Source organism: Paenibacillus sp. 2TAB19, assembly GCF_052115185.1.
Lineage (GTDB): Bacteria > Bacillota > Bacilli > Paenibacillales > Paenibacillaceae > Pristimantibacillus.
Genome location: NZ_JBFRGE010000061.1, coordinates 1 through 24532, shown reverse-complemented (window position 1 = coordinate 24532; position 24532 = coordinate 1). Strand labels below are relative to the sequence as shown.

Sequence of the window (24532 nt, the reverse complement as noted above, 5' to 3'; positions counted from 1 at the left end):
CACAAAAAAACCTTCCGCCGCAATTGGCAAAAGGTTTAATAGAGCACACAGCAAAAAGCCCGCACTAAAAAACATCCTCCTATCGCTCGTAGAATGAATGGCATATCGAAACAGGCAGGTATTCTGGCTCAAGCGTCATCGCCCTTGCATCCTTCCCGGTTTCCCAGTGGCATCTTGCAAGAACTCTTCTTATACAGCGGCGGGACCGCGCGAGATTTGCACTCGCTTCCCTTTTAACCAATCGACAGCTCGACGAAGTCAAGACTGATCGTTGGCACCTGTTCCTACTATGAAATTATGTTGCTTATCATATCCGATTAATCGGCATTTGTCATTCTATTGTTTTTAATTGTGGTAAAATAGGACGAAGCCATACACTACGATGATGAGGTGCCCATATGTCCATTAGCTTCACTTCTTCAATTATTAGCCGCCTAAAAAGAGAACTTGCCGATACGCAGAATCAACTTGCGAACGATAAAACGAAACTTGCAAAAGTGAGCGCGAAAATAAAACAGCTGCAAAAAGACAGCAAGCTAAGCTCTACGCATAGCGATCTGAGCAGCAAAATGTCTCAGCTTACGAAGCTGAAGGATGAAGCCGCGAAGCTTGAAGCATCGCAAGCAGACTTAACGAAGCAACTGACGGCGAAAAACGCCGAGCTTAGGCAGCAGCTTGCTAAGTCGAAGCAGCAATAAGAAAAAAGCTTCCTTAGCGCATGATAACATGCCTTCGGAAGCTTTTTTTAAGTAATTTACGTTAGTTTAACAAGGCTGTAGTTTTTCTTGCCTTTGCGAATAATGATGAATTTCCCGCCGATTGCATGCTCGGACGAAACCGCGAACTCGAGGTCGGTGATCTTCTCGCCGTTCATTGAGATGGCGCCGTTCGATACGTCTTCGCGCGATTGTCGCTTCGAAGGCTCGATACCAATCTCTACGAGCCACTCCACGATGTTTTTCGCTTCGCCTTCGCCGCTCGCCTCGTACGTCGGCATTTCTTTGAAGCCTTGCTCGATCTCGTCTGCCGTAAGCGAACGAATATCGCCGCTGAACAACGCAGCCGTAATACGCTTTGCTTGGTCCAACAGTTCGTCGCCGTGCACGAAACGAGTCATCTCTTCCGCAAGCGCCTTCTGCGCATCACGCTTATGCGGTTCGGTCTGCACCTTTTCCGCAAGCGCCTCAATTTCATCTTTGCTGAGGAACGTGAAGTACTTCAAGTATTTCACAACATCGCGGTCATCGGTATTCGCCCAGAACTGGTAGAACTCATAAGGTGTCGTCTTGTTCGGGTCAAGCCATATGGCTCCGCCTGCCGTCTTGCCGAACTTCGTGCCATCCGCCTTAAGCATAAGAGGAATCGTAAGGCCGAACGCCTTCGCCTCCGAGCCTTCCTTCTTGCGGATCAGATCAAGACCGCTCGTAATATTGCCCCATTGATCAGAACCTCCGATTTGCAGTTGCACATCCTCGTGTTGGTACAGGTGCAAGTAATCGAGCGATTGAAGAATTTGGTACGAGAATTCGGTGAACGAGATACCGCTATCCAGCCTGCTCGCTACGACATCCTTCGCCAGCATCGTGTTGAGGTTGAAGTTTTTGCCGTAGTCGCGGAGGAAGTCGATGATATTGAGTTTATGCGTCCAATCGTAGTTGTTCACCATGCGAATCTCGTTGTCGCCGTCCGTGATGAACAGCTTACGCAGTTGAGCACTTAGCGCATTCACGTTGTCCTGTACCTGTTCAAGCGTCTGCAAAGAACGCTCTGTCTGCCGTCCGCTCGGATCGCCAATCGTACCTGTCGCTCCGCCGATCAGAATAACCGGACGATGACCGGCCAGCTGGAATCGCTTCAGCACCATGAACGGAATCAAATGTCCGATATGCATACTGTCCCCCGTCGGGTCAACGCCGCAATACAGCGATACCGCCTTCGTATTCGTTAATTCACGTAAGCCCTCTGCATCTGTCTGCTGATTAATGGCGTCACGCCATTCGAGTTCGTCGATAATGTTCACAGCCACACAACTCCCTTTTTTCGTTAAATGTCAATAAAAACAAAAAACGCCCCTAGTCTATAAAAGACTAGGGACGATTATTAACCGCGTTACCACCCAAATTACACGAACCTATTACCACAAAGACGTTCGTGCCACTCTCGGTGATGTATCGTTCACCATTCCGCTTGGCATTACCCAAGATACTCCGGAGTGTACTTCGCGATCTCTGTGTGTGCCAGGTCCCATCGACCCCTGGCTTTCTGTAACAGGGACAAAGCCGCTACTGCGCTCGTTCAACGTATTCACGTATGAGATTACGACAAGTATAGAGAATTGCGATTCGAATGTCAACAAGGTTAAATGGCTATCGCCGTCCTCTGGCGGTGCTGCGCGTCATATCTCCATTACTTCTCACGTTCAATTAATAACCTCCAACCTACAGCCGCGCAAGCAACAACTAGAACCCCTGCTGCAATTAATATTTTCTCCACCTTTACAACGTCTCCAAGAGGACCGAACAGCAGCATGCCCAGCATAAGCGCGAATGAATTCGACACCTGCATGAAGCTGAAGACGCGGCCATGCATCTGTGGATCAACCTTCTCCTGCATCATGACGGTGAGTGGCGAATTGAACGATGGCGATGTAATGCCTATCAGCAAATTGAACAGTAAATACAGACCAAAATAAGGCGCGGTACCGAGTGCAATCATTAGCAAACCGTACAGCGAGCATGCGAGCAGTGTCGTTAGCATGCGATTGCGGAAGCCGCCCCATGCTGTTATGATGAGCCCCCCGATGAGCATACCTGCACTAAAAGTCATTTCGCTAGCCGATAGGCGCCATACCTCCGAGCCGAACGAACGGCTAACCATTAGCGGTGTCAGGAAAGCGGTAGGACTAATGAGCAGCATGATTGCGAATAAAAAGACGAGCAAGCGGCGGATATAGGCATGCTCCTTCAAGTATGCGAATCCTTGCTTTATATTCTGTCCGCTGGTGCTTCCTGCCTTGGACTCATTCACAAGCGTCGGCACGGCAATCCTCAGCATGATGACGATTCCTATCGCTGCCGTTGCGACATCAATTAGTAGAGCCGTCTCGATAGTAGCAAAAGCCAGCACGGCCGCACCTGCCGCAGGTGACAGAAACATCATCATCGAAGATATGCTGCTGTTGATGCCGCTTACCCGCATGAGCCGATCCTTAGGCACAATCTGCGGAATGATCGCTTGAACGGCCGGTGTCTGAATACCCGTCCCGAACGAACGAATGAGCAATACCGGATAGAGCAGCACGATATCGTTATATCCTGCCATGAAGAATAACGCTAGTAGGAGTGTCGCGATGGCAATTAAACCATCAGCCAACATAATCATCGTTTTGCGGTTATAGCGGTCGATCCACACTCCCGCGAACAGCGAGATGAGAATCTGGGGCAAGAAGCCGCACACCGTGGAAATCATAAGCATGGTTCCCGAGGACGTATGCAAAGTGATATACCAAATAATCGCGAATTGAACCATGGAAGAACCGAATAAGGAAATCGTCTGAGCGGTCAGGAACAACGTTATTTTTCGCTGCCAGCCTTTATCATTTATGTTGTTATCGTTATGCATAGTGTGAACACTCCTGTTAAAATGTCATATTTACACGCAAAGAAGCTGCCGACAAAAACGTCAGCAGCTTCTTAATCCTACATTATCGGCAGAGAGCATCACGAAAGAAGCGTATGACCATACGCTTTTTTCCATACATGCGATCTGCCGATGATAGAAGGGAAGCGTAAGCGATTACGCTTCCCGATTAAGCTCCGCACAACGTTCATCGTTTGTCATTTGTCCGGAGCAGCGTGTTGGATAACGTTTCACAGTGTTCAAGCGACTAGTGTCCATCTTCGAACATCCTTTCATTTGATGCCATTGTAGTATGGCGAACCTACCTTGTCAACAAATGACCGACCTGCCCTATACAATTCCATAGAATCGCGCGCAATTGTCGCCAAGCACCTTTTCCCTATCCTCGGCCGACAATTGATCGGCATAGTGAATCACGATATTCATAACAGATTGATAATCGCGGCTAAGCAGACTAACTGGCCAATCCGATCCAATCATAAGCCGGTCAGGCCCGAATGCTTCGAATACGACGTCCATATACGGCTTGAACTGCTCCGGATTCCATACCGACATATCCGCTTCCGTTACCATGCCCGACAGCTTGCAATATACGTTGTCGTTGGCTGCCAACTCCTTTATGTTCCGGCTCCACTCTACTATCGATCCAATGCTAATTCGAGGCTTTGCTAAATGATCCACAACGAACGGCTGCTCCGGGAATCGCTCTACTAAACGGATCGCATTCGGCAAATGCTTTTCGAAGATCAACAAGTCATACGTCAAACCATACTCACCTAGAATCGACAATCCACGCAAGAAGTCATCGCGAAGCATAAAATCATCGTCCGGCTCGTCATGAATAACATGCCTGACTCCTCTTAGCTTCGGGTTCTTGCTGAATGCTTCGAGCTGCTGACGGACGTCCGGCGAGGATAGCTCTACCCAGCCGACAACGCCTTTAATAAAGTCATACTGATCCGCCAGCGTAAGAAGCCACTCGGTCTCTTGCAGCATCTGCCTCGCTTGCACCGCAATAGCCCCATCGAATATTATGGAATCCAGCAGCGGCTTAAGATCCGTGGGCAGAAATTTTTGCTTCAAGATGCTTTCTTGCTCGCCGATCCACGGATAATCCTCAGGCCGATAATCGATAAAATGCTGATGCGAGTCGATTCGCATACGTTTCACCTTCTTTGTTATTCATTATTTTAACTCTTATGCTTACCAAGAAAGGTTATGAATAGGTCTTAGAAGTTGCTGCACGTCCTGGAACAGATCCAGATCAATCGGTTCGTTCACCCACGATACATTTTTGACGATATTGGCCGGGTTMGCTGTACCGACGAGCGTCGTCGGAATGTCCGGATTAGCGATCGCATACTGGATGGCCAGCTTGGACAAGTCCTTGCCTCGTTCCTGGCATAGCTGCGCTGCAGCTAAGCAGGCGCGCTTGATTTCTTCGGTTGCCGGATGCCAATCGGGAGGTCCTTGCTTGCTTAACAGTCCCATTGAGATTGGCGACGCATTGATAAGCCCTACTCCTTTTGCTTGCAATAGCGGTAGAAGCTCCGTTAGACGGTTATTGTTCAAGCTGTAGTGGCAGTACGAGATAATAGCGTCTACTTGCGTCTGCTCAAGCACGGAACGGAAGATACGGAGCGGGAATCCCGTGATGCCGGTGAACCGGATTTTCCCTTGTTCCTTTAACTTCTGCAACGCTGGTATGCTTTCCTCTATGATTTGGTCTAGATTGCCGAATTCAATGTCATGCAGATGAAGGATGTCGATATAGTCCGTATTCAATCTTGCAAGACTCTCTTCCACGCTTCGAAAGATTCGGTCTGCCGAGAAATCGAATTCATTCTCCCCGTAGCGTCCCGCCTTCGTCGATAGAATGAAGCGGTCCCGCTGCACGGTCTGCAGCGCTTTGCCCAGCACGGTCTCCGCTTTCGTAAGCCCATAGTAAGGCGAGACGTCAATGAGATTTATGCCTTGATCGAGCGCCTCATGGACGGTACGAATGCCTTCCTTTTCATCAATATTCTTGAAGACGGAACCGAGCGAAGAAGCTCCAAAACTAAGTGCCGACACCTTCAAGCCTGTATTCCCTAACGCTCGATATTGCATGCGAATAGCCACCTTTATTAGTTATTAAAATAAACCGCCCTTATACTTACTTAACTTTACTAAGTAAGTATATAGGTCGACTCCTCTAGGTGTCAATCAAATAAATACGCCCCTCGGAGAGGGGCATACACAGGCTTACAGTAAGGTCTGATCTCCCCCAACATCAAACAATCGTTTGATAAGGAAAGTAGCTGAACCGATCGCCGCGGATTGCTCTGCAAGCTCAGACACAACAATCCTCGTATTGCGACCGGCATATTTCATTTGGTAGCGCTGGGCGTTATCATGTATAGCGGTTATAAAGTTTGATCCTGCCCGTGACAGCCCTCCTTCAAGGACGATCATTTCCGGATCGAGCAGGTTAATCACTTTCGCAAGCGCGAGACCGATATATTCTGCGGCATCTCCTATGATTCGCTGCGCCGCCTCGTTCTGACGACCTGCGGCCTCGAAAACGTCCTTCGCTTCCAGCCCGCCTTCATCGGCTTTCTTCCGAATAGTCGCATCGTCCAGAATGCCGAGCTCCGCTCGAGCGCGTCTCGCGATGGCATCGCCCGATGCAAGAGCTTCTAGACATCCAGTGTTGCCGCATACGCATATGGGACCGTCCTTTTCCATCGTCATATGCCCTAGTTCACCTGCGCTGCCCGAACCTCCACTGAACAGTTCACCGTCAAGGAACAAAGCCGAACCGATGCCATGTCCTAGATTAACGCAGATGAAGCTATTAACGTCGTCGCGTCCATAACCAAACCATTTCTGAGCCATAGCCATGGAATGAGTCACATTATGAACGACCATCGGCATCGCAAACCGAGCTTTAAGCGCGGACAGCAGCTCTACCCCCTCCCAATGGAAGTCGGGCGAGAACAGTACCTTGCCAGTCTCCTTATCAAGCAGTCCAGGCATGCCAAGTCCGATGCCGAGCAGGCTTTCCTGCTCAAACCCTGATTGAGCCATGAGCGTCTCGATGGAAGTCGCGATACGATCAATAATTGCATCAGGTGAATCGTTTACCATAGTCGGCACCGAGTGCTTATACACAATGTTCGCCGACATATCCATCAGAATGGATAAAATATTCGTCGTTCCAATGTCGACGCCGACTACATAATGGCGATCCTGAACGAACTCCAGCAGTTGGGGAGGCTTACCTCCGCTGCTCTCCCCTTTGCCAGTCTCTCTCACGAGTCCGCGTCCGATMAATTCATCTGTTATCTTCATAACGGTTGGAATGCTAAGGCCTGTACTGCGGGCAATTTCCGCCTTGAATATTTGTCCCGATGCCCGGATCGCCAACAGTACGTTTCTCTTGTTCATCGCATTAATAACGCTTTTATCTATTTTCATTGCCGCTGCGCACCCGCTAACTTATTTCATTTACTTAAGTAAGTGTATGAACGGGTGCGGCGAAAGTCAAGCAGCTTCACCTCGGACAGTTAGCCTGCCTAGTTATCTAAGCCCAAGCTCCTTAGCGGCATCTAGCAGATAATAACCTATGACAGCTCGATTGAACAAATTCCAGCTCTCATCCAATAGAAGGCGTTCAAGCGACTCATCTACAAGTGTGCGAACTTGTATTTGCAGCCTCTCGTTTGATACACCGTTTGGATTCTTGCCTAAAATTATTGCTGTGTCTTTTAGCTGCTTTTCTTTGGCAATCGTCGTCATACATTCGGTAAACACAGATACCACGAATCGGTTCACGTATTGTTTAGGCTGACCGCTTGCGAACGCGTCCAAGTTAAGCGTTCGATAGATGAATCTAACATCAGCAATCGGGCCTGCCAATCGCTCAGAAATGATTTTATTATTTTTACGAACGAGCAACAGTTCTTGAAACAAAGCTTGTTGTGCGGGTTGTGCCATTACGGCTAGAAAGTCATTTGTGTTGACTGCTGCTTGTGCCATTCCCGTAGATGAGATTGCTGCCATCTCTCTGCTAACAAGGTAGCCGCTATAAAACTTCATATTGTCAATCGTTCCATCCCATTCGTCGATCTCATCACGGAGCTTCTTCAGCGTTACATTCGCCAGTTCTTCTACATCCGGCTTCGTATTGCTCTTATATAGCTGATAGGCTTTCAATACCAGTTTGYCCTGTTTTTCCACATCGATCATCTCATCTGCACTCCTTCGAAGTTAGCATATTCGCTTCTGTGTAGTTGAACTGTGCCGCTATGAATGCCATATCGGACAACAGTTTTTGTTTCAGTCCTTCTAGGTTTAGCGTATGAAGCCTCGGTCCATGCTTGTATCTGCCTATTTGAAGATGGGAACGACTTTCGCTCCAAAGGGATGGCCATGCCATTCCGCTCCTGACTGCTTGCTGCTCGTCCAAGTAACGGTTCAAACGCGTCTCCGACATTTTGTTTTTTCCGACGTAAGGAACGGGGATCGTCTTCATTTCGAAAGTAAGGTCCTTGTACCAAGAGAAATAGAGGTTAATCTCAAGCTCTTTGTTCGCCATATGCCAATACGGCAGGTGAAAAATAAATTCATATAAGATTTGCGCTTTCCCGTTCTCTACATTTCGACGGCTAATGTAAGGGAGAGCTTCTCCCCCGAAAAGATAGTCAGTCAATCGGTCGAAAATAATCTCTTTCTCCGTCTGATCTTGGCTCCAATCATGCAAATCGGCAAGAGCCTCTTCGAGTGGCACTGATAATGCGGCAGTAATCGGCAAATAATATGCTTCCAAAAAATAGTCCCACCAAGACTGCAAAACGACATTATCTGGATCGATATCAGGCTCAAAAGCATCATGAATCTGTTCGTAAGTGATCGTCACAATCCTTCGTTCACGCAACTCCTCAAGCTTAGCCGGCGTCATATAGCCTGTTTTGAAGAAAACCGGCAAAACGGCCATCTCCGGATTTTGCTCCCTCAGCTTTAATTCATAGCGCTCCGGCTGCTTGTCGCCATGTTCGCCGCTTCGCGTCTTATCCTCAATCATTACTTGAAATTGGTGGCCGCTCACTTTGGAAGTAAAGGTCAGCAAAATATCGATCTGCTGGACCTGCTGCTGAATGCTAACGTTGTAATGATCCCATTGCTCGGCGATGAAGGGCTCTCGGTGCAAGCCGTTATAACTGTCTATCATAACATCCAATAGCTTTCTCGCGATCCGCTTAGGCGCACGATCTTCTTCCATACTCGCATGGCCGAATAGCCAACATAAGAAAGCATCCTGCGACAGCTCTTTCGTCGCATAGCGGAAAATATTCGGTTCCATCGCGACCTTCCTCTCTTGGCAACTTTTGTGCTATCCCCATTATAATAATGAATCGCAACGTATTACGCAGTCAATTCGAATTTTTATTTTTTATTGAACAATATAAAAAAAGGACCTTTTATCCAGATGAGAGATCTCTTCAAAATCTTCAATACTGATTCTGTGCATCAAACGTAAAAAAATGATACTATGTATGATGGGTAAAGGACTTTACAATAAGCAAATCACCATTATATGTTGCAACAAAAGGAGATTATATGAGTAACGAACACAATTTTTGGCTTGATTTACCGAGGCCGTTTTTTATATTAGCGCCAATGGAAGATGTCACAGATGTGGTATTTCGTCACGTCATTAGCGAAGCTGCAAAACCTGACGTGTTTTTCACGGAATTCACAAGTACAGAAAGTTATTGTCACCCCGTAGGAATAGACAGTACTCGTGGTCGGCTAACGTTCACAGAAGATGAGCAGCCGATCGTCGCTCATATTTGGGGCAATAAGCCCGCATTGTTTGAACAGATGAGTATCGATATGAAAAAACTTGGTTTTCGTGGTATCGATTTAAACATGGGGTGCCCCGTACAAAACGTCGCATCCAATGGAAAAGGTGCTGGTTTAATCCAACATCCTGAACTTGYGGCAGAAATTATTCAAGCAGCCAAAGCAGGCGGATTACCCGTTAGTGTTAAAACAAGATTGGGTTACTTTGAGATTGAAGAGTGGCGCGATTGGTTATCACATATATTGAAACAAGATATTGCGAATCTATCCATTCACCTTCGGACAAAGAAAGAAATGAGTAAAGTAGAGGCGCACTGGGAACTAATCCCTGAAATCAAAAGATTACGCGATGAAATAGCTCCTAATACGTTATTAACGATAAATGGAGATATTCCTGACCGTGCAACAGGATTGAAATTGGTTGAACAATACGGCGTTGATGGCGTCATGATTGGCCGCGGCATCTTCACCAATCCGTTTGCTTTTGAAAAAGAACCTAAAGAACATAGCGCGAAGGAGTTTCTCAATCTACTGCTTTTACAGTTAGATCTTCACGATAAATATTCAACAGAAACCTCACCGCGTTCATTTAAACCGCTTCTTCGCTTTTTCAAAATCTATGTTCGCGGGTTTAGAGGCGCAGGTGAACTAAGAAACCAATTAATGGATACCCGATCTACTGATGAAGTACGTCGTCTAGTACTTCCTGTATTAGAGCAAGAATTAGATTGAATCATACCCATCAGAGACCTAGGTTTTAAAATACGACACTTCCTCCAACAAGCGTAAACTGCTATCGCCGTCCTTTGGCGGAGTAAGCTGTCGTTTCGCGGATGAAATATAAGCACTGTATAAATAAAATTTTTATACTTTCTTATATTTTTACAAAAAAAAGAAGCCCCGCAAGTTCAAAGAACTTACGAGGCTTCTTTTGTGTTACCATTTAGAGGTTTTCCTTACGAAAAACCCTTGATGCATAAGGGATTAATCCCTTATTACCGCATGGAGCGCACTTTGCTCCATCGGCGATGAAATCTACCGCTTAAACGCGGTCGCTCATCATCGAATTACTTCGATAATGATTTCATCACATCATGCCGCCCATACCGCCCATGCCGCCCATATCAGGCATGCCGCCGCCAGCGCCTTTAGGCTCTGGTTTGTCAGCGACAACCGCTTCGGTCGTCAAGAACATAGCCGCAACGGAAGCTGCGTTTTGCAGTGCGGAACGCGTTACTTTGGCAGGGTCAACGATACCTGCTTCGAACATGTTCACCCATGCGCCGGTAGCAGCGTTGTAGCCTACTCCGATTTTCTCGTTTTTCAGACGCTCAACGATAACSGARCCTTCTTGGCCWGCGTTCGCWGCGATYGTGCGGAKYGGCTCYTCAAGGGARCGAAGMACGATGTTAACGCCTGTTTGCTCGTCGCCGTCTGCTTGAACAGCTGCAACCGCTTTGTATACGTTCACGAGAGCTGTACCGCCGCCCGATACGATACCTTCTTCCACAGCTGCGCGAGTGGAGTTCAGGGCATCCTCGATGCGAAGCTTGCGCTCTTTCAATTCTGTTTCAGTAGCTGCGCCGACTTTGATTACCGCTACGCCGCCAGCAAGCTTAGCAAGACGCTCTTGCAGCTTCTCGCGGTCGAAGTCGGAAGTTGTTTCTTCCAGTTGAGCACGAATTTGGCTCACACGAGCTTTAATGTCGGCCGAGTTGCCAGCGCCGTCAACGATGATCGTGTTTTCTTTTGTGATGCGGATCTGACGAGCGGAACCGAGTTGGTCGACAGTCGTCGATTTAAGCTCAAGGCCAAGCTCTTCCGTAATCACTTGTGCGCCAGTAAGAGCCGCGATATCTTGCAGCATCGCTTTGCGGCGGTCGCCGAAACCAGGAGCTTTAACCGCTACGCATGTGAAAGTGCCGCGAAGTTTGTTGACGATCAGCGTAGCTTGCGCTTCGCCTTCTACGTCTTCAGCAATGATCAGCAATTGCTTGCCGGATTGAACGACTTTCTCAAGAACCGGAAGGATCTCTTGAATGTTCGTGATTTTTTTGTCGGTGATCAGGATGTACGGGTTGTCAAGAATCGCTTCCATTTTGTCCGTATCCGTAATCATGTAAGGGGAAACGTAACCGCGGTCGAACTGCATGCCTTCAACCACTTCAAGCTCCGTTACGAAGCCTTTCGACTCTTCTACTGTAATAACGCCGTCGTTGCCGACTTTCTCCATCGCTTCCGCGATCAGTTGGCCGACTTCTTCGTCAGCAGAGGAGATCGAAGCAACTTGTGCGATCGATTGTTTGCCTTCGATTGGTTTCGAGATTGCTTTCAGCTCTTCAACAGCAGCTTTAACGGCTTTCTCGATGCCTTTGCGGATAACCATAGGGTTAGCGCCGGCTGTAACGTTTTTCAAGCCTTCGCGAATCATCGCTTGTGCAAGAACAGTCGCCGTAGTTGTACCGTCGCCTGCTACGTCATTCGTTTTTGTAGCTACTTCTTTAACCAGTTGAGCGCCCATGTTCTCGAAAGCGTCTTCCAGTTCGATTTCTTTGGCGATGGATACACCGTCATTCGTGATGAGCGGGCTGCCGAATTTTTTCTCCAAAACAACGTTGCGGCCTTTAGGACCGAGCGTTACTTTAACCGCATTCGCAAGCGCGTCAACCCCGCGAAGCATAGCGCGGCGTGCGTCTTCACTAAATTTAATTTCTTTAGCCATGATTGTCTTGACCTCCTAGAAATAGGTTTAAGTAGTGTTGCCTCTTACTGTCTAGCGTTCTATGTGACCCGAATAGGTGACGGGCAGCTTATCCAAAAATAGCGTGAATGTCGCTTTCTTTCATAATCAAATACTCTTTGCCTTCGTATTTGATTTCTGTTCCTGCATATTTGGAGAACAGAACGCGATCGCCTTCTTTAACTTCCAATGCAACGCGAACGCCGTCCTTAAGCGTGCCGCTGCCAACTGCCACCACTTTGCCTTCTTGCGGCTTCTCTTTTGCCGAATCCGGCAATRCGATTCCGCTAGCAGTCGTTTCTTCCTTCGCGATCGGTTCGATCAATACGCGTTCACCCAAAGGTTTAATCATTGAAAATAGCCTCCTTCTAAATTTGTCGCTTATTGGTATTTCGTTAGCACTCGTAAGCATGAAGTGCTAACAATCCATTTTATCATACTCATTTTCAGGTCTGATTTCAAGTGCTTGGGACTATTTTGCGATAAATTCATAAGTCCTGATTATGTACGGACATGGTTGCAAAGCCTACTTGTTAGCTTATCCTAATCACGTACAATTCATGTGCACATTATTTGATTGCTTTATCGATTGGAAAAGACATGCCAGACCACGCCTTTCTCGACGTCCAGTCCTGTGTTGCACCGCTCCAGAACGGATGAACGGCAGGCAAGCCAAGCGGGAGAAATACAGCAGCGCACAAATAAACGCTACCGGTCGATATATAATGCTCGCCAACTCCAGGCTGATGCCCGCAGAAGCCGATGGTCAGCCAGCCTTCCTCCGAGAAGTTGCCCGGCAGCTCAAACGTACGCCGTATGACGGCCGTTAGCGCACTGCGAACTTGGGCTGGAGCGAGTCCGGCAGGCAGATCATCGCGCAGAGCACTCTGCGCAAGACTGTGGAACGCACCGAAACGATAAGCAAGCGATCTGCCAATCGGCGGATACGTACCGTCCGGCGCTATTAACCGCTCCTGCACCTCGGCGAATCGACGTGCCCGTATATGAACCGCATCCCGCATCGAGCTCCACTCTTCATACGTATCGCCCACGGCGGCCAAGACATCGACAAGCATGGGCTGAATCACGAAGCTGTTATAATAATCAAAGTGGAACTCAGGCCCGTCTCCATATACGCCGTCGCCTAGATACCATTGCTCATGCTGCTTCAACGCGTAATCRACGCGCATATGATCCCAATCGGTTTCGCCGAGCGCATATAACGCTGATTCAATGGTAGCCGCGAATAACAGCCAGTTGCTGAACACAGGTTTCCTTGATCGCGTCAGCTTAAGCGCATGAACAACATTATTCTTCACGCGCGGCTCAAGCGCCCCCAATAGCTCCTTACGTGAACGAAGCAGCGCTTGCGCAAGAAATGCCGCATCGACGATCGGCTGCAAGCCGTCCCCGAAATTCATATAGTCCGAGGATGACGGATCGGTTGCCGCGTCCAATCCTGCTCGGGACAGCTCCGAATAACGTTCACGCAGCTCTCCTTCTGCTCCGTACCTCTCACCGCTCTCCAACCATGGCGCAATACCCGCTAGTAATCGGCCAAACGCCTCCAAATGCGAATACTTGCCCCTCTCTAGTGCGGATTCCGCCGTTCCGCTGCTCGTTTCAATCGGCATGCTCAGCTTCAACCGACGTTCCGCCAGCGCCTCCAGCACAGGACCTCCAATCGCATCAAGCTGCTCCAGCCAATAATCGCGCTCCTCCACCTCATCGTGAATCGATTTGCCGCTTCGCATCCTATACCCGACTCTCCCTTCAGCCTGGTTTAACATGGGTTAATCACCTTGCTCTCTTCTATGTCTGCACACCTAAGTAGCAATAAGTTGTTATGTGGTAAATTATACTCTATTTTCTATTCATCGACGATCCGTCTACTCTACCAAAATAGGATTGCAGCAAAAAAAAAGCCGCATCGCAATGTACCCATCGCCTGCGGCTTCTATTGTTTCAGTATTCTATTCCGAGCTACATTGCAGGCCGTTCATGATAAACGTCGTCATATCTTCAATCATCATCTCAATAGAATCTTGTTCTTGGCTCTGGAGCACCGTCCAATATTCTTTATCGCGGTGAAATAGCAGCGTCCCGACAATCGACATGAGCACGGTATCCAATGATCGGAATTCAAACTTGCCTTGTTCACGGCCCTGCTTCAACCATGTACGCAGCTGCTCCCACATCGGCATTACATGCTCGCGAATTTTCTGAATCCGCGGCGTGTTCAGTATAATCTCCTGTTGAACAATGCGGATGAGCTCGGGCTCGGCCTGGCGGTAGAGTGTTACCTCGCGGATAACCAGCCTAACGCCAGCGACCGGCTCGATCTGCTTGGCCTGCAAAGTACGTATTTTATCATTAGGAAAAAAATTTTCGAACAAGGCCGCGAACACATTCTCCTTGCCTCCAAAATGATACGACACAAGCGCTACGTTAGCGCCAGCCGCTTCGCAGATTTGCCGGACTGACGTACCTTCGAAGCCGTTCTCGGCGAACAGCTTCTTGGCAGCATGCAATATTCTTATTTTTATATCGGTATCCACGTTCGACATGGCGTTCCTCCGTCAAAGCTGTTCTTTTGCAAATTATTATTTGTGGCTTGCGATAGCTGCCGTCGGCTGCGTTGCAGGCTGGCGGCGTTTAACGGCTACTGCGAAGACGCTGATAGCAGCGGCAATGACCGTGATAATGAGCAAGCTAATAATATCTGAACCGACTGCCGGACCGCCGAAGAGCAAGTTCATATTGCCGTCGACTGCGTAAGTAGCCGGCAGCGCATTGCCTAAGCCGGTATAGAAATCAGACAACAGTTCCCGCGGAACGATCGCTCCGGACGATACAAGCTGTGCCGATAGCAGCATAATGTTGAAGAGCATGCCGGCCATTCCGAACAAGTACAAGAACATTTGGGATACGAACATGAAGGTAAGCAAGAATACGAACTCGAACAGCCATAGCAGCAGGAAACCTTGTTCGATCTGTCCCCCAAGAGCTACTAGGAGAGAAGCACCTACAAGAGATACGAATAAGGCAGCGACAATATTAATGATGCTGCGCGCGCCGAAGCGTCTCCATCTGCTTACTTGGCCGCTTACGGCCATTGAGGACTGCTCTAGATTCATCCCCATAATCATTGCTCCAACGTATGATGCAAGAACCATCATCATCGGAACCATCTGATTGTTCATTCCTTGTACCACATTTGTCGATTGAATATCGGATACGACACGCTGCGACAAGCTCGAGGCTGCTGCCGTAGCTTGCTCCTCAGGCATGTTCAAGCTGCCAAGTACATTTTGCAGTCCTGCTGCTACCGCTTGTGTATTAACCTCTGAAGTAATCTGAGCTGCTGCGCCGCTCATAATGCTCTTAATTAGAGCCGGATTCGACTCATTAAGCAAATATTGCACCGAAGCCTGCTCGCCTTGCGCAGATGCTTTCTGCGAGAAGTCAGCCGGCACATACACAATCATCTGCAGATCGCGCGCGTCAAGCTGTTCCTTCGCTTCATCGATACTATCGAGCTGAACCATGTCGAACGGCAGCTCCTTCACCAAATTATCGGCAATCTGCTGTCCGAATTGTGCATCCTCATTAACAACCGCAATACGCAGCTGATCCACCCGATCCGTTACACCGTTATAGCCAGTCATCCAAATGACCGAAAAAATAATTTGAAACATCAGTGCTGTAACAATACCAACGATTGTCGTCGGCCGCTTCATAAATGCCTTTATTGCTGTACCCATCCCTATCCACTCCTCTGTCTCTGTTAAACATTCGTTTTAAACAACTGTTTAAATAATACTGCCGGATTTATTTTCTGTCAACAATAAAAAAAGAAGAAGGTCTGGTCACCTTCTTCTTCCCTTTGGCATCATATCTAACCTTGTCCGAATTCCGCTTCCCATCTTGCATCCTTATCCTGCTGCTTGCGATACACAAAGCCTGACAGAATAACGCTGACTTCATACAGCAATATTAACGGTATGGCGACCAATATGTCCGAAATGAAATCCGGCGGCGTCACCGTTACGCCAATGAAGATCATAATAAAGTAAGCGACGCGGCGCATCTTGCGCAGCCGCTTCGGATTAAGCAGCCTAATCGCTGTAAGGAACATAATAACGAGCGGCAGCTCGAACAGTAACGATATCGGTATTAGAATATTGAACATAAACGTAAAGTATTGAGCAATGCCATACGTTTCTTCCAGGTTCAAATGCTCCGATACGCTTCTTGTAAAGTTGAAAGCTAGCGGAAACACAACAAAATACGAAAAGGCGAGTCCGATCAAAAACATAATGAGCGCGAACGGCACATATTTTAAAGTCGATCTCTGCTCATGCTCATGCAGCGCAGGTTTTACGAACGCCCATAGCTGGTAAGCAATGATCGGCAACGCAATGATTAACGCTATGACGAAAGCAAACTTCATGTACATGCCGATACCGTCCCATAACGAGAACGTATGAAGCGATATCGTATTCGCAGGCTTTTGACTCATTAGGAAGTTATAGACCCGTTGAGCCAGCAGCAGTCCTACAACAAGTCCTAACGTAAGGGCAATCAGTATGTAAACGATACGTTTGCGCAGTTCGCCGAGATGTCCAAGCAGCGGCATGAGCCCTTCTTCACGAATAAGCTGCTTGCGCGACTTTTGCTCCGACGAGCTGTTTTGATCCGATCCCATCTGCTTTATCCTCCATTCCGCAAGAACTGCCTAGATCATGCTTATCTAAGTCCATATTTCAACAAAAAAGCGGGCCCGGTCAGTCCGGAAGCCGCTTATTGTTCTTCTCCAAATTGTCTACCYGATTCACTTCAACACGATTCGTATCCTTGTCCTTGCGATCATCGTCTTCCATGATGTCCTTTGCTCCTGCCTTGAACTCGCGCAGCGTCCGTCCGAATGCCCGTCCAAGCTCTGGCAGCTTGTTAGGACCGAACAGCAGCAATGCGACAAGAACGAGCAATATAATACCTGTTGCACCTATGCCTGACATTCCAAAACCTCCTATACAATAACGTAATTAGCAGTTGCGATCTCACAATTATTACCTAGCTCAATATGGAAAGACAATGCGAGGTTCGCTTTAACAGCCGTATAGCCCTCCGTACCCCATATCTACAATGTCGTCCTGCACAATCGTATCTCCAGCGAGAATACGAGGCAGCAGTACATCGAATGATGTATAAGGATCATGCATAACGCAGCCTGGCAGTCCCATAATCGGCACGCCGTCCAAATAGCCGATCAACAGCATAGAGCCTGGCAGCATCGGCGTTCCGTAGCTGACAATGTGAGCACCGGCTTCCTTAATCGCGCCTGGCGTTCGATCATCTGGATCAACCGACATTCCGCCTGTTACTAGTATCATATCATACCGCTTGCCCAGCAAGTAGTGTATTTCCTTGACAATTATTTGTCGATCATCAGGAGCGAAGCGCTGTTCTGCAACTTCTGATCCGAGTGCCTCCAGCTTKCTCTTAACGGCTGGACCGAATTTGTCCTCGATTCGTCCACTGAACACTTCTCCGCCCGTCGTAAGCAATCCCGCCTTTAATGAACGAAGCGGACGCACACGGATGGGCGCGGCGCCATCATGTGTTGCCCGATATTCTTCAGCCAATCGTTCGACTTCCTCAACCTTCTCTTTCGGAACATACAGTGGAATCGCTCTCGTTGCCGCTAACTGCCTGCCAGGCTCAGCAACCGTATTCGTCTTCACCGTAGCCAGCGCGATTTCGCCAAGACGATTAATAGCATCCACAATTGAACGATCAATATGAACAAGTCCCTGAGCGCTCGCCTTCATGCTGACCTTGCCCTCATGCGGCTCATTAAGTACTAATCCCTCACCGTAAAGCGCTTTGGCCATCCGTATGGCAGCATCATCCTCATGGAGATCATTATCGCCAAGCTCCATGATGTAAATATGCTCTTTGCCAATGTCGAGCAGCTTAGGAATATCAGCCTCCGTCACCAGATGGCCTTTCTTGAATAACCTTCCCTTGAACTGGCCAGGGATAATCTGCGTTAGATCATGCGCAAGTCGTAAGCCGATCGCATCGTACACCGACACTTCCCTCAGCCTCGTCGATTGAACCAATGATGTAGATGAAGTCGTTATTTCCGAGTTATCGTTCGTATTGCTCATGCTCTATGATCACCAAGTCTTCCCGACAAAATGTCCAATGCATGCGGCAATTGATCCATAATCGCCATCAAACTCTCATGTACACCCTTCGGACTTCCAGGCAAGTTAACGATTAAGGAGTTGCCGCGAATGCCGCAAACGCCTCGCGAGAGCATCGCTCGTCTCGTCTTCTGCAAAGCGCCCATGCGCATAGCTTCTGCAAGTCCTGGCACGATACGATCGATCACCTTCATCGTCGCCTCCGGCGTAATATCTCTTGCGGCAAGCCCAGTACCGCCTGTCGTAAGCACGAGATCCGCATGGAAATATTCCGTCATTTCGATAATAGCCGCCATAATTTCATCCTGCTCATCTGGAACGATTCGATAATCGACGATTTCCCCGCCAAGCTCTTCTTCGATAAGTTCGCGAATCACTTGTGCGCTCGTATCCTCGCGTTCCCCGCGCGAGCCTTTGTCGCTTGCCGTCAGTATGGCTACCTTCCAACGCATTTGCCATTCCTCCCATCCCAAGTCCGATTACAGGTTTGTTGATATTCGGTAATCGCCGCTCTTGCCGCCGCTCTTCGCAACGAGCTGTGTCGGCCCGATTATCATATCCTTCTGCAGTGCTTTGCACATATCGTATACGGTCAGCGCAGCCGCAGATACTGCAGTTAGTGCCTCCATCTCAACGCCTGTCTTACCTGTCGTCTTAACTGTTCCTTCTATATAAAGCTCATCCGTTCCATTATCAGTGAATACAATATTCACGCCTGTTAGCGGAAGCGGATGACACATCGGTATCCAGTCTGATGTTTTCTTAGCAGCCATAACCGCTGCCACTTGAGCAACAGCAAGGACATCGCCTTTGCCTATTGTTCCTGCCTTGATGCGCGATAACGTGTCCGGATTCATCTTCACCAGCGTACTTGCTGTTGCCGAGCGAGCCGTAACTTCCTTATCCGATATATCCACCATGCGCGCGCGGCCTTGTTCGTTAAAGTGAGTCAGCTCCACCACTATTCGCTCCTTCTATCCATACTCTTCTGCTTCCTATATTGTCAAATATAGCTGACGCTGCGTCAATATTCCATTCATACGAATATCATGCGGCTCAAGCATCAATTCCTCTACCAATTGAGCTTCGAACGAGGCTCCTATCCACTGAACACGATTAGCCGCTCCTCCAGCATCATGTAGCTTCGCAGCGAACCGATCATAATAGCCGCCTCCGTAACCCATTCTGCCACCGTTCAAATCGAAAGCAATACCTGGTACAAAGACGACCTGAGGCATCCGCTTAGGATTAAGCTCCTCGGCTGCAAGCGGGTCCGGTTCCATAATGCCATATTCGCCAGGCTTCAATTGATTCCAGTTCTTGAGTCGATAGAGYGTCATGGTGCGATCGGCAGTATTACACTTGGGAACGATCACTTCCAGCTCCTTCTCCCAGCCCCACTCGATAAGAGATGAAAGATCCAATTCGCTGCGGAAGGATACATACGCCATAAAAGCTTCCACCGAGCGCGCTTCCAAATACGCTGCTGCGTGTCCGCTAGCCGCGAGCGACCAAGCTCTCCGCTCTTCCTCGGCTAGTCCATTCCGTATTCGCGTCATTTCCGAGCGGATAGCCTGCTTCCCATTCCGTTCCTTATCCTCCATAAGGGCAGACCACCTACTCTATGTCCCGTCATATGCTTCCATTTATTTTAGTTTACCACTCTTATACAACTTTCGCCAATGGAAGCGCCCATTTATGGTAAACTAGAGAGGATGGCAAGCAACAAATTCTGATGCAATTATTGGCTGGAGGTTTCAAGATGCTGCTGCAAGTATCCAATATAACGAAGAGCTACGGCGTTGACGTCGTACTATCCAATATTTCAATGCAAGTGCTGGAGCGCGAACGTATCGGACTCGTCGGCGTCAACGGTGCAGGCAAGTCGACATTGTTAAAAATTATTGCCGGCGAGATCACTGCCGATTCCGGCGATATTCATAAAGCGAAAGAAACCAGAATCGGTTACTTAGCTCAAAATAGCGGCCTTAACACGGATCGTACAATCGAAGCCGAAATGAGGGCTGTCTTCGCTCATCTGCTGGAGGCTGAGCAGGAGCTGCGCGATCTCGAAGTGAAGATTGCCGATCCTGCCTTGCATGACGATGAGAAGCGATATGCTGACACGCTTGAGAGATATGCGAAGCGTTCGGACTGGTTCCGCGAGCAAGGCGGATTCGAGATCAACACGCGCATTAACAGCGTACTGCACGGGATGGGCTTCGGACAGTTCCCGCCTGATACGCGAATCGCTACATTAAGCGGCGGACAGAAGACGCGGCTCGCGCTTGCCCGAATTCTACTGCAAGCGCCTGATCTGCTTATGCTCGATGAACCAACTAACTACTTGGACATCGAAACGTTGACATGGCTTGAGGGTTACCTGCGCGGATACTCGGGCGCAATCGTCGTTGTCTCCCATGACCGCTATTTCCTTGATGCGCTCGCCCAGACCATCATTGAGATCGAGCGGCATGTCTCTAAGCGCTATACAGGCAATTACAGCCGCTACATGGAGCTGAAGGCTGCCGATTATGAGAGTAATATGAAGCAATTTGAGAAGCAGCAGGACGAGATTTCCAAGTTGGAGCAATTCATACAAAAAAATATCGTACGAGCTTCTACGACAAAGCGAGCGCAGAGCAGACGCAAGGCTCTGGAAAAGATGGATCGCCTCGACAAGCCGATGGGCGACTTGAAGAAAGCCCACTTCAGCTTCGAGATTGAGCGAATGACCGGCAAGGACGTACTTGACGTCAGCAGCTTGTCCGTTGCATTTCCTGGACAACCGAAGCCGCTATTCAATAACGTCTCCTTCCAGCTCTCCCGCAGCGAAACGGTTGCCTTGATTGGACCGAACGGGATCGGCAAATCAACATTGCTTAAAGTTCTTGTCGGACAGAACGAGCCTTCCAGCGGTACCGTGCGATGGGGGACTAACGTGAAGATCGGCTATTACGATCAAGAGCATACACGTCTGAACGGAAGCAACACCGTCTTGGAAGAAGTGTGGAGCGCCTATTCTCACATGGAAGAAGCTCGTATTCGCACAGTACTAGGCAACTTCCTGTTCAGCGGTGAAGATGTATTGAAGCGGGTCTCGTCACTAAGCGGCGGGGAGAAGGCACGAGTTTCGCTAGCCAAGCTTATGCTCGCGCAAGCGAATGTGCTTATTCTCGATGAGCCTACCAACCATTTGGACTTGTTCAGTAAAGAGGTGCTTGAAGCAGCGCTTATGGATTACGAAGGCACGCTGCTATTCATCTCCCATGACCGTTACTTCCTAAATAAGATGGCCGAGCGAATTGTCGAATTAAATCCGAACGGTACTGATCATTTCCTAGGAAATTATGACGATATGATAGAGAAAAAAGCCGAGATCGAGGAAGCGCGCCTTGAAGCGTTAGCGAAGCAAGCCACAAACGCCTCMAAATCGGCAACAATTGACAATGCTCCCGCTACCTCGTATGAGGCAGACAAGCAAGCGAAGCGAGAAGAGCGGAGCCGCCAGCGGAAGCTTGAACAGCTTGAGCAAGATATTGCTTCCGAGGAGCAGCAGATCGCTGAATGGGAAGAGAAGCTGGCTGATCCGGCAATTTTTAACGATTATGTTCGCATTCAGGAGATACAAGCCGTGATCGAGAAGCACAAGACCGCTCTAGCAAGCGCATATGAGGAATGGGAGAAATATATGTAGCTACGAAACGGAGGAATCGTTTCATGCAGCAATTCAGTCATCCATTATCTGAGCAAACGATGTTATATATGATTAGCCTCGTTAATCGCATGAATGGCAAGAAGCCGGCTGGACATGAATAACTCATGTCTAACCGGCTTCTTCTTAATACTGCTCCAAGCTTATTAAGCCTAAGCGTTGCGCCTCTTTGATCGCTTCTGAACGTGAGCGAACGCTTAGCTTCTCGAATATTTTAGAAAGCTGATATTCAACGTTGCGCTGGCTCACGTGCAGCATTGCGGCAAGCTCCTTATTGCTGACGCCCGTCGCAACCTCATGCAGGATCGTTTGCTCCTTCTCATTAATCGATACATCCTCGATCGACAGCTCCGGACGTTCAAGCTTAATCTCGTTCCTTCGCAGCTGCTTCAGAAGCGAGATTGGAATGACCGCGTCGCCCCGCATCGCACAACGAATCGCATTATGTAATTGCTCCCTCGATATCGTCTTCGAGATAAACCCAGATACTCCTGACTCGATTAACAAGTTAAAGTGCGTGCCGATCTCATAACCGGTATAAATAATGACTTTCCGTTCAGCATCCTGCTGTATTAACCGCTTCGTTAATTCCAGCCCGCTTATTCCCGGCATGTTCAAGTCGCACAAGATCAAGTCGAAGCTTTTCGTTTGAATCATATCAAGCGCTTCTATCGCTGAGAGAACGACCGTGACTTCCATGTCGGGGTCTTGCTCAATCATCGTTTTTGTCCCTTCGCCTACAGAAGGATGGTCGTCAACTAATAAGATACGAATCACGCGAAATCCCCATTTCCGACAGCCCAGAGGTCATTTTCTCCGGTATCAAAATAATTACTTCGAGGCCTCTTCCCCGCTGCGAATGGAAGGTGATGTCGCCTTCAAGGCTTGTCACTCTCTCTTTAATGCCGGATAGCCCCATATGCTCGAATGTCGCAATCATCTGATTGACATCCATTCCAATTCCATCATCTTTATATCTGAAATAAATCATGTCATGCTTCATTTCCAGCTCAAGCCGGATGAGCTTAGCATTGGAGTGCTTGCCMGCATTCCGTAGTAGCTCTTGTACGATTCTGTAAATAGCAGTAATCTGCTCTTCATTAAGCGGACGGTCGAATGGCTTCGCTCGGAAATCAACCGCGAAGTTTACGCGCATCTGCGTAAGCTCAATAATGGATTCAACCGCCTCAATAACCCCCATTTCCTTCAGAAGAGGAGGACGAAGCTCATTGCACGTTTCCCGAATTTGATGAATAACGTCGAGCAAGCCTTCCTTAATATCCTGCAGCTCCGTCTCGAGCGTATCCGTCATTGGATGATCCATCATAATCGCTTCCAGCTTGCGATACCATAGAAGCTGATCCTGCAGCGCGGAGTCATGCAGATCGGCGGCCAGCTTCCGACGCTCGTTTTCGGACAGACAGAATAAGAGGCGCAGTACCCAAGGAGAAGTGTTATGCTCCTTCTTAAGTTCCGATTCCAAATCCTCGATCAAGCCTTCAATTAAATACAGATTTTCGAAAACAATGCTTGCGTAGTTGGACATTGTCTTCAACCAACGCAGCTCATCCGAGTTGAATCTCGTATGATTCGTCTTCATGCCGATCCACAAAATATGATAGCGGGTTCTCTGACGTCCGATAACTAATCCCAGTCCGTAAGGAAGATCTATTAACTCGCCAACCTGCATGGAGTATGAAGCTCCTAGCAGAAACTCTCCCGTAATAAGCTCCTCAGGCGTCTCGCCTATTGGATATACAGCGTTTTCCGAGTAATCGACGAGCAGGAAATGAATGCCGCTTACCGGCAGAAGCTCATTGATCTCCTGCTTCAAGATTTCTTCTAAGTCGGCTTGCTTCATTACACGAGCTATTTTGCGGGAGAAGCGATCAAGACTGTCTTGATAACTGTACATCGCTTTGAACAGCTTGGGACGATAACGATGGTCAATTTGTTCCTTCATGTACAAGAACAACGTCATACCGGTATAGATAACGACAAACATAACCAATCCGCTGCTCCATGTTGAATGGTAGCTAGTATTGCTCACGATAAACAACAATGCGGCAGCAATGGCCATCGAGGGCACAATCGCAAGCAACGTATAATATTTAAACCTTGTTAGGATAAAGTCGATATCGAATAGTTGATTGGAGGTCAACAAATAAAAATACACAATTGGAAGGACAAACAGAAAGAGCGCTGTGAAAGCTGCAGGCAGTATTTGACCTCCACCGACAAAAAGCGGAAGCAAATTCATCGTAGTAAATGGCGTAAAGGCAACAAGATGAGACATAAGCGTAATCTTAAATAGCGAGATAAGCTTTGAATTCCGATAAAACAAAAACTTTCGTACTAATTGCAGTACGATAATAA

Annotated in this window: 23 protein-coding genes, 1 riboswitch and 1 other annotated feature; of the genes, 3 read left to right on the top strand and 20 right to left on the bottom strand. The window is 48.3% G+C overall.

Translation table 11 applies throughout. The features are described 5' to 3' along the window. Window positions 1-96 precede the first annotated feature (96 nt). A riboswitch (cobalamin riboswitch) is annotated at window positions 97-297 on the bottom strand. Window positions 298-398: 101 nt separating this feature from the next. After that, on the top strand, window positions 399-698 hold the full coding sequence (locus tag AB4Z33_RS22780) for a hypothetical protein (RefSeq protein WP_442052083.1): 300 nt from the start codon (window positions 399-401) through the stop codon (window positions 696-698). Window positions 699-754: 56 nt separating this feature from the next. On the opposite strand, the gene tyrS is transcribed toward AB4Z33_RS22780, so the two are convergent. The 7 genes from tyrS to AB4Z33_RS22745 all read right to left on the bottom strand — a co-directional run bounded on the left by tyrS (window position 755) and on the right by AB4Z33_RS22745 (window position 8983). After that, window positions 755-2020, bottom strand: a complete 1266-nt coding sequence (tyrS, locus tag AB4Z33_RS22775) for a tyrosine--tRNA ligase (RefSeq protein ID WP_442052082.1) — start codon at window positions 2018-2020, stop codon at window positions 755-757. Between the two features lie 66 nt (window positions 2021-2086). Next, window positions 2087-2308, bottom strand: a binding site (T-box leader). Between the two features lie 98 nt (window positions 2309-2406). Next, window positions 2407-3603 (bottom strand): MFS transporter, encoded by a 1197-nt coding sequence (locus tag AB4Z33_RS22770; RefSeq protein WP_442052099.1) that lies wholly within the window; start codon window positions 3601-3603, stop codon window positions 2407-2409. A gap of 366 nt (window positions 3604-3969) precedes the next feature. Then, a complete protein-coding gene (locus AB4Z33_RS22765; protein WP_442052081.1) occupies window positions 3970-4800 on the bottom strand; it encodes an amidohydrolase family protein in 831 nt (276 codons plus the stop codon). A gap of 42 nt (window positions 4801-4842) precedes the next feature. Further along, window positions 4843-5748 carry an aldo/keto reductase gene (locus AB4Z33_RS22760; protein ID WP_442052080.1) on the bottom strand — a complete coding sequence of 302 codons (906 nt, stop codon included), beginning with the start codon at window positions 5746-5748 and terminating at the stop codon, window positions 4843-4845. Between the two features lie 135 nt (window positions 5749-5883). Further along, complete coding sequence (locus AB4Z33_RS22755) at window positions 5884-7098, bottom strand: ROK family transcriptional regulator (protein ID WP_442052079.1); 1215 nt, start codon at window positions 7096-7098, stop codon at window positions 5884-5886. 102 nt (window positions 7099-7200) lie between these two features. Continuing rightward, on the bottom strand, window positions 7201-7869 hold the full coding sequence (locus tag AB4Z33_RS22750; RefSeq protein ID WP_442052078.1) for a hypothetical protein: 669 nt from the start codon (window positions 7867-7869) through the stop codon (window positions 7201-7203). A 1-nt stretch (window position 7870) separates the two neighbouring features. Further along, the gene (locus AB4Z33_RS22745) at window positions 7871-8983 is read right to left on the bottom strand and encodes a hypothetical protein (RefSeq protein ID WP_442052077.1); all 1113 of its coding nucleotides are present in this window, start codon (window positions 8981-8983) and stop codon (window positions 7871-7873) included. 257 nt (window positions 8984-9240) lie between these two features. On the opposite strand from AB4Z33_RS22745, the gene AB4Z33_RS22740 reads away from it, so the two are divergent. Next, window positions 9241-10218, top strand: coding sequence for a tRNA dihydrouridine synthase (locus tag AB4Z33_RS22740; RefSeq protein WP_442052076.1), 978 nt, complete (start codon window positions 9241-9243; stop codon window positions 10216-10218). Between the two features lie 355 nt (window positions 10219-10573). On the opposite strand, the gene groL is transcribed toward AB4Z33_RS22740, so the two are convergent. From groL to AB4Z33_RS22685, 11 genes are all read right to left on the bottom strand, one after another. Next, window positions 10574-12208: a chaperonin GroEL gene (gene groL / locus AB4Z33_RS22735; RefSeq protein ID WP_442052075.1), complete on the bottom strand. Its 1635-nt coding sequence runs from the start codon at window positions 12206-12208 to the stop codon at window positions 10574-10576. 88 nt (window positions 12209-12296) lie between these two features. Next, window positions 12297-12578, bottom strand: coding sequence for a co-chaperone GroES (gene groES, locus AB4Z33_RS22730; protein WP_442052074.1), 282 nt, complete (start codon window positions 12576-12578; stop codon window positions 12297-12299). A gap of 217 nt (window positions 12579-12795) precedes the next feature. Then, complete coding sequence (locus AB4Z33_RS22725; protein WP_442052098.1) at window positions 12796-13980, bottom strand: DUF2264 domain-containing protein; 1185 nt, start codon at window positions 13978-13980, stop codon at window positions 12796-12798. Between the two features lie 219 nt (window positions 13981-14199). Continuing rightward, complete coding sequence (locus AB4Z33_RS22720) at window positions 14200-14793, bottom strand: TetR family transcriptional regulator (RefSeq protein ID WP_442052073.1); 594 nt, start codon at window positions 14791-14793, stop codon at window positions 14200-14202. Window positions 14794-14829: 36 nt separating this feature from the next. After that, complete coding sequence (locus AB4Z33_RS22715; protein WP_442052072.1) at window positions 14830-15990, bottom strand: YhgE/Pip domain-containing protein; 1161 nt, start codon at window positions 15988-15990, stop codon at window positions 14830-14832. Between the two features lie 134 nt (window positions 15991-16124). Further along, entirely contained in the window at window positions 16125-16934 is an 810-nt protein-coding gene (gene tatC, locus AB4Z33_RS22710; RefSeq protein ID WP_442052071.1) for a twin-arginine translocase subunit TatC, read from the bottom strand. A 79-nt stretch (window positions 16935-17013) separates the two neighbouring features. Next, entirely contained in the window at window positions 17014-17247 is a 234-nt protein-coding gene (locus tag AB4Z33_RS22705; RefSeq protein WP_442052070.1) for a twin-arginine translocase TatA/TatE family subunit, read from the bottom strand. 90 nt (window positions 17248-17337) lie between these two features. Further along, the gene (locus tag AB4Z33_RS22700; protein WP_442052069.1) at window positions 17338-18402 is read right to left on the bottom strand and encodes a molybdopterin-binding protein; all 1065 of its coding nucleotides are present in this window, start codon (window positions 18400-18402) and stop codon (window positions 17338-17340) included. Then, window positions 18399-18893, bottom strand: coding sequence for a MogA/MoaB family molybdenum cofactor biosynthesis protein (locus AB4Z33_RS22695; protein ID WP_442052068.1), 495 nt, complete (start codon window positions 18891-18893; stop codon window positions 18399-18401). The genes AB4Z33_RS22700 and AB4Z33_RS22695 overlap by 4 nt, the downstream gene beginning before the upstream one ends. A gap of 27 nt (window positions 18894-18920) precedes the next feature. Beyond that, a complete protein-coding gene (moaC, locus tag AB4Z33_RS22690) occupies window positions 18921-19400 on the bottom strand; it encodes a cyclic pyranopterin monophosphate synthase MoaC (protein ID WP_442052067.1) in 480 nt (159 codons plus the stop codon). Window positions 19401-19436: 36 nt separating this feature from the next. Continuing rightward, the gene (locus AB4Z33_RS22685) at window positions 19437-20045 is read right to left on the bottom strand and encodes a 5-formyltetrahydrofolate cyclo-ligase (RefSeq protein ID WP_442052066.1); all 609 of its coding nucleotides are present in this window, start codon (window positions 20043-20045) and stop codon (window positions 19437-19439) included. Window positions 20046-20203: 158 nt separating this feature from the next. Between AB4Z33_RS22685 and AB4Z33_RS22680 the strand changes: the two genes are divergently transcribed. After that, entirely contained in the window at window positions 20204-22138 is a 1935-nt protein-coding gene (locus tag AB4Z33_RS22680; protein ID WP_442052065.1) for an ABC-F family ATP-binding cassette domain-containing protein, read from the top strand. Between the two features lie 144 nt (window positions 22139-22282). Here the strand turns inward: AB4Z33_RS22680 and AB4Z33_RS22675 are convergent, their stop codons facing one another. Beyond that, entirely contained in the window at window positions 22283-22933 is a 651-nt protein-coding gene (locus AB4Z33_RS22675) for a response regulator transcription factor (protein ID WP_442052064.1), read from the bottom strand. After that, window positions 22911-24532: sensor histidine kinase (locus AB4Z33_RS22670; RefSeq protein ID WP_442052063.1), on the bottom strand; the 1622-nt coding region annotated here is incomplete at its 5' end. The genes AB4Z33_RS22675 and AB4Z33_RS22670, both read right to left, overlap by 23 nt.

Excerpts from the sequence above, each read along its gene's own strand:
- AB4Z33_RS22695 (WP_442052068.1), bottom strand. The coding sequence starts at position 18,893 with ATGCGTTGGAAGGTAGCCATACTGACGGCAAGCGACAAAGGCTCGCGC.
- AB4Z33_RS22780 (WP_442052083.1), top strand. The coding sequence starts at position 399 with ATGTCCATTAGCTTCACTTCTTCAATTATTAGCCGCCTAAAAAGAGAA.
- AB4Z33_RS22745 (WP_442052077.1), bottom strand. The coding sequence starts at position 8,983 with ATGGAACCGAATATTTTCCGCTATGCGACGAAAGAGCTGTCGCAGGAT.
- AB4Z33_RS22715 (WP_442052072.1), bottom strand. The coding sequence starts at position 15,990 with ATGGGTACAGCAATAAAGGCATTTATGAAGCGGCCGACGACAATCGTT.
- AB4Z33_RS22720 (WP_442052073.1), bottom strand. The coding sequence starts at position 14,793 with ATGTCGAACGTGGATACCGATATAAAAATAAGAATATTGCATGCTGCC.
- AB4Z33_RS22765 (WP_442052081.1), bottom strand. The coding sequence starts at position 4,800 with ATGCGAATCGACTCGCATCAGCATTTTATCGATTATCGGCCTGAGGAT.
- tatC (WP_442052071.1), bottom strand. The coding sequence starts at position 16,934 with ATGGGATCGGATCAAAACAGCTCGTCGGAGCAAAAGTCGCGCAAGCAG.